An 8,856-nucleotide genomic window follows, 5' to 3' on the forward strand; every position below is an offset into this window, starting at 1 on the left:
CCCGCCGCCCCGGAGGAGTGCTCGTGCACCGTGTTGGTCTCGCTGATCTTCTTCCAGGACTTGGGCTCCGCCCGCTTCACGGCCGCCCGCGGGGCTATCCGCGCCTCGGCGGCCTCGGGAGCCGACGGCTTCCCGGGGGTGTAGAGCCAGGTCTCGAACAGATCCGCGAGCGGCTTGCCCGAGACCTTCTCGGCGTACCGGACGAAGTCCCCGACCTTGGCGTTGCCGTACTTGTAGGCGGTGGGCCAGCCCTTGAGGATCGCGAAGAACTTCTCGTCGCCGATCTCGTTGCGCAGCGCCTGGAGGGCGAGCGCGCCCCGGTCGTAGACCGCGGTGTGGAACTGGTTGTCCGGGCCCGGGTCGCCCGGCTTGACCTGCCAGAACTCGTTGTCGGCCGGGTAGAGGCCGTAGACGTGGTCGGCCAGTTCCTGGGCCGTGCCCTCGCCCTCCTTCTCCGACCACAGCCACTGCGCGTAGCGTGCGAAGCCCTCGTTGACCCAGATGTCCTTCCAGTCCTTCACGGAGACGCTGTCGCCGTACCACTGGTGGGCCAGCTCATGGACGACGACGGAGACGTTCGCGCCCCGGTCGAAGGCCTGCTTGCCGTAGAACGGGCGGGTCTGGGTCTCCAGGGCGTAGCCGCGCGGGACGTTGGGGACGTAGCCGCCGAGCGCGTTGAAGGGGTAGGGGCCGAAGACCTCGGTGAGGTACTCGGCCACCTCCGCGGTGCGCTCGACGCTCGCGCGGGCGGCCCCGGCGTTGGCGCCCAGGTCCTTGCTGTAGGCGTTGAGGACGGGCAGCCCGTCGGCGGTCTTGTCGGTGGTGATGTCGAACTTGCCCACCGCCAGCGTGGCCAGGTACGTGGCCTGCGGCTTGTCGGAGCGCCAGTTGAAGCGGGTCCAGCCGGCCTTGGAGGTCTGCGAGAGCAGCACGCCGTTGCTGATGGCCTGGGTGCCGTCCGGGACGGCGACCGAGACGTCGTAGGTGGCCTTGTCGGTGGGGTGGTCGTTGCTGGGGAACCACCACACGGCCGCCTCCGGCTGCTGGGCGGCGACCCCGCCGTCCGGGGTGCGGTGCCAGCCGGTGTAGCCGTTGATCTTGACCTCCGACGGCTTGCCGGAGTAGCGGACCACCACGCTGATCTGCTTGTTCTTCTCCAGCGGGGCGGCCGGGGTGACCACCAGCTCATGGGCGCCCGAGGTGGTGAACGACGCCTTCTTGCCGTTCACCCGGATCTCGCTGACCGCGAGGCCGAAGTCGAGGTTGAACCGGGACAGGTTCTGGGTGGTGGTGGCGAGGATCGTCGCCGTGCCCTCCAGGAGGTCCGTCCGCGGCTGGTACTTCAGACGCAGATCGTAGTGGGAGACGTCATAGCCGCCGTTCCCGAAGTCCGGGTAGTAGGAGTCTCCGACACCCGGGGCGCCCGGAGTGAAGTCCGCTGCCGATGCCGGGATCGCCAGCAGCAGGCAGGCGGCCATGGCACTCGGGGCGAGGAGTCTGCGGTACACAAGTCCTCCAACTCGTCTGGGGAAAGCGCGTTCGACTGTGTCGTGGTCCGACCATATTCAGCAATGCGCGCCAACGGCATGTCCATGGCCAGTGCTGTCACATGATCGACACTTTGCCGACACGGGAATGTCCCCGGCCTCGCGGCCCCCGTACCGGCACGGGGAGCGTCCTCGGGGTGGCAGCCCCCGTACGGCACGGGGAACCCCCTCGGCCCCGCGGCCCCCGTTCCGCGTGTCCCGCCCCCTTCTGCGCGGGAGTTGACGGCGGTACCGTCCCGCACGTGGCGACTGACGCGGGGGGAGCCCGCACCCGGTGGAGACCGTTCGGGCCGGCGGTGCCCCCTGCTCCGCGTGCGACCCCTGCGGCGGCCTGTCCGGTCACCTCCCTGACGGCCCTGGTCACCGCCGTCGCGGCCGTGCTCCTGGTGCTCTTCGGTGCCGACGGCGCGGCCCTGGCCGCACCGAAGGTCCCGGGCGGGGTGGCGACCGCCGTGCGGGAAGCCGGCGAGGGCGGCAGCCGCGAAGCCGGCGGGGAAACGGTTCGGCAGGGGTTGAGCCATCCGGACTACTCCTACCGCGACGCCATCCGCGAGTCCGTCTGGGTGGACACCGGCCTCGACCTCGACGCGGACGGCCGCCCCGACCGGGTCGCCGCCGACATCGTCCGCCCCCGCGAGCCGGCCGACCGGGGCCACCGCATCCCGGTGATCATGGACGCGAGCCCGTACTACGCCTGCTGCGGCCGGGGCAACGAGAGCCAGAAGAAGACGTACGACGGCGCCGGCCGCCCCGAGGGGTTCCCGCTCTTCTACGACAACTACTTCGTGCCGCGCGGCTACGCGACCGTCCTCGTGGACCTCGCCGGCACCAGCCGTTCGGACGGCTGTGTCGACGTCGGCGGGCGCTCCGACATCCGGTCCGCCAAGGCCGTCGTCGACTGGCTGAACGGGCGGGCCCGCGCCTACACCTCGCGCACCGGCCCCACGGCCGTCACCGCCGACTGGTCCACCGGCGCCGTCGGCATGATCGGCAAGAGCTACGACGGCACCGTCGCCAACGGCGTCGCCGCCACCGGCGTGCGGGGCCTGCGCACCATCGTGCCCATCGGGGCCATCAGCTCCTGGTACGACTACTACTTCGCCAAGGGCGCCCCGCACCACAACGGCGGCCCCGACTGGCTCTCCCACTACGTGGAGCACACCGAGGCCCGCGCCCGCTGCGGCGCCGTCCAGCGCAGGCTCGTCGAGGAGGCCCCCCGCAGCGGCGACTGGACCGCGCTGTGGGACGAGCGCGACTACGTCCCCGACGCCCGCCGCGTCCGCGCCTCCGTCTTCGCCGTCCACGGCATGCAGGACCTCAATGTGCGCGCCAAACACCTCGGCCAGTGGTGGGACGCGCTCGCCCGCAACGGCGTGGAGCGCAGGATCTGGCTCTCCCAGGCCGGGCACGTCGACCCGTTCGACTTCCGCAGGGCCGCCTGGGTGAAGGCCCTGCACCGCTGGTTCGACCACTACCTGCTGGGGGTTCGCAACGGCGTGGAGCGCGAGCCGATGGCCGAAATCGAGCACGCGCCGGACCGCTGGACCGCGGACCGCCACTGGCCGCCCAGTGCCACCGCCCCCACCCGGCTCAGGCCCGGCCCCGGTGCCGTGCCCGGCGTCGGCACCCTGGGCCTGAAGCCGGCCCGCCCCGGCGCCCGGGAGACCTTCACCGACGACCCGCGGCTCGGCGAGACCGAGTGGGCCGCGCAGGCCGACACGCCGACCCCCGCGAAGGTGGCGTTCACCACCCGGCCGCTCGCCGCGCCGCTGCGGATCGCCGGCTCCGGCACGGTGACCGTCACCGCCGCCCCCAGCACCACCACCGCCCACCTCTCCGCCGTCCTCGTCGACCTCGGCCCGGCCACCATCCGCGACTACACGGCCCCCGGCGAGGGCATCCGCACCCTGTCCGGCCGCACCTGCTGGGGGAGCGGCACCCCCGCGGACACCGGCTGCTTCCTGGAGACCGAGGCCGATACGGCGGCCGTGGACCGCACCGTCTTCGGCCGCGGCTGGGCCGACCTCGGCAACCACGCCTCCGAGCACACCGGGCAGCCCCTGACCCCCGGCCGGGCGTACACCATCGATCTCCCGCTGCACGCCACCGACCACGTCGTCCCGGCCGGACACCGGCTCGGCCTGATCATCGGGGGCACCGACGCCGGGCTGATCGCACCGCCGGCCGGCCCGCCCACCCTCACGGTCGACCTCGCCCGCACCACGGCCCGGCTGCCGATCGTGGGCGGGGCCGCGGCGTACGCGCACGCCACCTCGGGGAACGGGCCGCACACCGCCGTGCCGCGGGACACCCCGCCGCGGACGGTGGGGGCGCCGCGCGCCGCGCCCCGGCTGCCCGCTGGCGCGGGCGAGGTGACGGCCGACGGGACGGCCGACAGTACGGTCGACGGCGCGCCCGACAGTACGGCCGGCGGCACGGCCCGCGCGGCGGCCCCCGGAGCCGCCCCCGGCCGCCCCACCACCGGCTTCGAGGACAGCGGCGGAGCCCGCTGGACCACCGAGGACGAGGAACTGCGGCTGCTGGCCACCGTGGACCGCGCCAGCGAGCGGATCGCCGTCGACCGCGTCGGCACCACCCGCCAGGGCCGCCCCCTGCACCTGGTCCGCATCGGCGCGCACCGGCCGCCCGACGCCGCCAGTACTGCCCGCGGCAACTCCGTTCTGCTGCTGTGCTCCCAGCACGGTGACGAACCCTCCGGCCGGGAGGCGTGCCTGAGCACCGTCCGCGACCTCGCCTACGCGCGGGACGAGGCGACCCGCCGCTTCCTGGAGCGCACCAGCGTCCTCGTCGTGCCCACCGCCAACCCCGACGGCCGGGCCGCCGACACCCGGGGCAACGCCGACGGCGTCGACATCAACCGCGACCACATCGCCCTGCGCACCGCCGAGGGCCGCGCCGTCGCCGCCCTGCTGCGCGACTACCGGCCGGACACGGTCTACGACCTCCACGAGTACGGGCCGACCCCGCCGTACTACAGCAAGGACGTGCTCTCCCTCTGGTCGCGCAACCTCAACACCGCGCCGGGCGTGCACCGCGAGGCGCGGGCGCTCTCCGAGCGCTACGTACGCCCCCGGGCGGAGGCCGCGGGATACAGCACCGGCATCTACGGGATCTGGACCGACCCCGTCACCGGTGAGCCGATCAAGCAGGTCGCGGGCGACGGGCAGGAGCGCATCCTGCGCAACACCGCCGGCATCAAACACGCCGTGGGTCTGCTCATCGAGACCCGCACCGACCCGCTCACCGAGGCGGAGACGCAGGACCCCGCGCTCAACAACCGCCGCCGCGTCGCCTCCCAACAGCAGGCCCTGCGCGGCCTGTTCGACTTCTCGCGGGAGCACCGGGCACGCGTCGAGGCGGCCACCACGGCCGCCCGCCTCACCGGCTTCGCCGACCGCGGCCCGGTCTACCTCGGCGGCGCCGACAACGACCCCCCGACGGCGGACCGCGTCCTCCGCGACCCGCCCTGCGGCTACCGGCTCACCGCGTCCCAGTACGCCGACGTCGGTGACGAACTCGCCCTGCACGGCGTGCGCGTACGACACGAGCGGGACGGGGTGCTCGTCCCCCTGCGCCAGTCACTGCGCGCCCTGATCCCCCTCCTGCTCGACGCGCGCGCCGCCCACCACCTCACCGCGGGGGACCCCGTGACGTCGTGCCACCCACGGTGAACCATGGACCGCCCGGGCCCGGGTCCGCCGGCGGTGACGGCGTGTGCGAGGCTTCGCTTACAACTCTCCGAAGGGACCGGTCATGACGCTCGGCATGGTGCTCCACGACGCCTCCTCTCGCGCTTCGACGCGGGAGCGGTAGCCCTGTCTGCCCCGAGACTCGTACCTGTGCCCTAACACAGCCATCGCTCCTGCTCCTCGTCGAAGTGCTCTTCGTGCCCCGCACGTTCGACCACGAGGAGTACCCCCGTGTCCACGACGATCCACTGGACCGAGAACCACACCGCCCGATCCGCCCGTTGGCACTCCGAGAACGCGACACCGGCCCCCAGCCGCGTGGTCGTCGCCGACGACCGGATGGCTGCCGCCACCGCGTACCGCCTGGTCTGCGAGGGAACGGCACTGCTGTGGCGCGGCGACTTCCCCCACGCGCGCCAACTGCTGCGCGCCCTGGGCCGCCGCGTCGACCGGAAGCCCTTCCGGCCCGGTGGCACCCCGGCCGAGACCTTCCATCTGCACCGCAGGGCCCGCGGCCACCGCGCCCGCGTGCTGGGCCGGCTCCTCGTGCTCCTGGGCGACGACCACTCCCTGGACCTGCGCAGGGCCCCCGATGTGCGGCGGGCGTGCGACGAGGCGTACGGCCCGCCGCGCGGGCCGGTGGCGATCTCTCTCACCGAGCTGCTGGGCGTCATCGGGGCGCATCAGTGGCGCGTCAAGGGCGTGGCGGTGCCCGCCCTCGGTGCCCGTGTCCACCCGCACTACGGCGTGTTCTCCCCGGTGCGGGGCGAGTACGTCGACCTGGTCGCCACGGCGCCGCTGCCCGCGCCGACGGGCCGCCGCACCGGCCCCCGTACCGCGTTCGACCTCGGCACGGGAACGGGAGTGCTGGCCGCCGTCCTGGTCCGCCGGGGCCTGGAGCGCGTCGTGGCCACGGACATCGCCCCGCGCGCCCTGGCCTGCGCCCGCGACAACGCCGGCCGACTGGGCCTGAGCGCGCGCGTCGAGGTCGTGGGCCCCACCCTCTTCCCGGACGGCCGCGCCGACCTCGTCGTCTGCAACCCGCCCTGGATACCCGCCCGTCCCACCTCCGCGGTCGAGCAGGGGGTCTACGACCGGGACGGCGGCATGCTCCGCGGCTTTCTGCGCGGACTGGCCGACCACCTCGAACCGGGAGGCGAGGGCTGGCTCGTCCTGTCGGACCTGGCCGAGCGCCTCGGGCTCAGGGAACAGCGCGAGGTGCCGGACGCCATCGCGGCGGCGGGCCTGCGGGTGGTGGACCGGATCGACACCCGGGCCCGGCACCCGCGAACCCGGGACACCACCGATCCGCTGCACGCCGCCCGTGTCGCGGAGATCACATCGCTGTGGCGCCTCGCCCCGAACGGCACATGAGTTCGCACTCTGCGAGGGGAGAGGCGGGTGGGGCCGGGCGGATCGGGCGAGTCACTCGAACGACGGTGTATCCGGAACCACCCGCGCCAGTACGGCGTTTCCGTACACATGACGTATTCCGAAGGTCGGAGCATTCCCGCGGAGCACGAGTACGTGACCTTCGGCCTGGCGCGGGCCATGCGCCCCGGGGGAGTGCTGACCGACGGCGGCTACCAAGCGCACCGGGAGTTCCTGGACTTCACCGTCGACGGCACCCCGCTGCTGCGGCGCCTGGCCGACCTCGACGCGGTCTCCCCGCTCGCCGCCGACCTCGGGCCGTCCCTCTTCACCAGCCATGTTCGCCGGCTGCTCCTGGAGGACGAACCGCCCGGGCCCGGCGGCCGGTACGTCATCTACGGCTGCCCCGAGTGCGAAGGGCCCGAGTGCGGGGTGGTCACCGCCGTGATCGAGCAGGACGGCGGTGACATCGTCTGGCGCGACTTCGCCTGGCAGACGGACGAGAACCCGGACCTCGAACGCAACGGTTACCACGGGATCGGGCCCTTCCGCTTCCGGGCCGGACAGTACCGCGCGGTCCTGCGTCAGTTGCTCGACGGCGACGACCGCGGCCTGGCGCCGGCCCGCCGGGTCCTGCTCATCGGCCGGCGCGCCGCCGTGCTCGCCCGGCTCGCCGCGGCCCTGCGGACGATCGGCATCGGCGCGGAGATCACCAGGGACGCGGTGGGCGCGCACGAGGACGAGCTGCGCACGTACGGGGTCGTCGCCTTCGGCCGGGCCGTCGACCCGGCGGAACGCGCCGCCGTGCGCCGGGCGTTCGAGAGCGCGGGCGCGGACGCGGTCTTCGTCGAGGGGCTCGCGCCCATCGTGCCGCTGCTCGTCGCGCAGATAGAGCAGGCTCTCGACCGCACCCCGCGCGAACAGCGCCGGCTGGCGGGGCTGGCGGCCGCGCCGGACGGCATCACGGTCGAGGTCACCACCCCGGGCCGGGTGCGGGTGGTGGCCTACCGCGTGGACCGGCTGTACCGGCGGCACGCGCGGGACCTCTTCGACGACCATCTGGAGGCCGGCCGCCACCGGATCGCGGCGGACCGCCGCGCGGTGCGGGGGGAGACGTTCATCGTCGCCCGAACGTCCGGCGGAGTCCTGGTGGCACCGGTGCTCGCGGGCTAGCGTGCCGCCATGACCGCTGTGATCCGCCTGGTGACCTACACCGATCTGGTCGAGGAGAACACGAACGCCCGGCAGATGTCGGTGTCGGCCCAACTGGAGGCCGAACTCGCGGACGGCCGGAGTGTGGTGCTGCTCTACGACCGTGGCTGGGGTGCCACATTGGGTGGTGTCGGCCCGGACGAGCCGGTCGACATCCGGGCGTGGGTTTCGGTCGAGGAGATCGAGACGGACGCCCGGATGGTGGTCGGGCCGGACGAGCCGCTCGAAGGTCGGACGTACGAGGAGACGGAGGCCAGCTACTGGGCATCGCTGGCAAAGGATCTCCTGCGCCAGGGCGTGGAGGTGGACGCGCGCGAGCTGGCGCGGCTGCCGCACGACGTCGTGCTCAGCGAGCGCCTACGGGCGTGGGTCACCGGGGAGGCGTGACGGTCCGGCGGCGGGGGACGCGCCCCTGGCCACCTTGATCATCTCCCGGCCCGGGCGGATAGGGTACGGATGTCACGCACATGCTGTGCCGTGACCCCGGAGAGTGACCCGGGCGACTGAGGGGGAAACACCATGAAGGCTCGGACCCGATTTCGCGGTGAGAGCGTTATGTGGGGGTCGGCGGCCGCGTGTCTGCTCCTGGCCTGCGTCGCGCCGCTGTTCGGCGATGACCCGAAGGGCGTCACGATGCCGCTCGTCAACGGCGTGCTCATCGCCAACGTCGCCCTCTACCTCCGCAGGAAGGGCGCGGCGCCGCGCAAGGGGCAGGCGCCCTCCGGCTGAGGACGGGGACACCCGCTCCCGCCCCGGGGCCGGCGTCCTGTAGGACACCGCCCCCGGGCCGGGGAAGCAGTCCCCGGGAAGCAGGCCCCGCACGCCGGCGGAGCCGCGGGACACGGTCAGGGCTTCAGCAGCCCCGCCCTCCGCAGCGCGTCCGCCATCGCCCCGTTCGCCGGCGCGGCCGTCTCCCGACCGCCCCCGCCCCGCGCACCGGCCCCGCGCGACCCCGTACCCCGCGCACCGCCGGTGCCGCCCGCGCCACCGCGCGAACCGCCCCCGCGGCCCTGCCG

6 protein-coding genes and 1 pseudogene are annotated in these 8,856 nt (G+C 73.8%); 6 read left to right on the forward strand and 1 reads right to left on the reverse strand.

From position 1 onward, the window contains the following. A partial coding sequence (locus ACSNOD_RS24260; protein ID WP_436769163.1) for a M1 family metallopeptidase occupies positions 1 to 1,478 on the reverse strand: 1,478 nt, incomplete at its 3' end. A 425-nt stretch (positions 1,479 to 1,903) separates the two neighbouring features. Here ACSNOD_RS24260 and ACSNOD_RS24265 point away from each other — a divergent pair. The 6 genes and pseudogenes from ACSNOD_RS24265 to ACSNOD_RS24290 all read left to right on the forward strand — a co-directional run. Continuing rightward, positions 1,904 to 3,910: pseudogene (locus tag ACSNOD_RS24265) on the forward strand (Xaa-Pro dipeptidyl-peptidase); the annotation flags it as partial. A gap of 186 nt (positions 3,911 to 4,096) precedes the next feature. Beyond that, complete coding sequence (locus ACSNOD_RS24270) at positions 4,097 to 5,239, forward strand: M14 family metallopeptidase (RefSeq protein ID WP_436769164.1); 1,143 nt, start codon at positions 4,097 to 4,099, stop codon at positions 5,237 to 5,239. A 249-nt stretch (positions 5,240 to 5,488) separates the two neighbouring features. Then, entirely contained in the window at positions 5,489 to 6,631 is a 1,143-nt protein-coding gene (locus ACSNOD_RS24275; protein ID WP_436769159.1) for a methyltransferase, read from the forward strand. 108 nt (positions 6,632 to 6,739) lie between these two features. Beyond that, positions 6,740 to 7,801 carry an oxidoreductase gene (locus ACSNOD_RS24280; protein ID WP_436769160.1) on the forward strand — a complete coding sequence of 354 codons (1,062 nt, stop codon included), beginning with the start codon at positions 6,740 to 6,742 and terminating at the stop codon, positions 7,799 to 7,801. Positions 7,802 to 7,810: 9 nt separating this feature from the next. Further along, the gene (locus ACSNOD_RS24285; protein WP_436769161.1) at positions 7,811 to 8,227 is read left to right on the forward strand and encodes a hypothetical protein; all 417 of its coding nucleotides are present in this window, start codon (positions 7,811 to 7,813) and stop codon (positions 8,225 to 8,227) included. Between the two features lie 168 nt (positions 8,228 to 8,395). Further along, positions 8,396 to 8,569, forward strand: coding sequence for a hypothetical protein (locus ACSNOD_RS24290; protein WP_436769162.1), 174 nt, complete (start codon positions 8,396 to 8,398; stop codon positions 8,567 to 8,569). The last annotated feature ends 287 nt before the right edge of the window (positions 8,570 to 8,856 follow it).

Origin of the sequence: Streptomyces sp. URMC 123 (genome assembly GCF_051386515.1) — a bacterium.
GTDB lineage: Bacteria > Actinomycetota > Actinomycetes > Streptomycetales > Streptomycetaceae > Streptomyces.

What these genes read in the sequence shown, in the direction of transcription:
- ACSNOD_RS24280 (WP_436769160.1), top strand. Translation starts at nt 6,740, where the DNA reads ATGACGTATTCCGAAGGTCGGAGCATTCCCGCGGAGCACGAGTACGTG.
- ACSNOD_RS24285 (WP_436769161.1), top strand. Translation starts at nt 7,811, where the DNA reads ATGACCGCTGTGATCCGCCTGGTGACCTACACCGATCTGGTCGAGGAG.
- ACSNOD_RS24290 (WP_436769162.1), top strand. Translation starts at nt 8,396, where the DNA reads ATGTGGGGGTCGGCGGCCGCGTGTCTGCTCCTGGCCTGCGTCGCGCCG.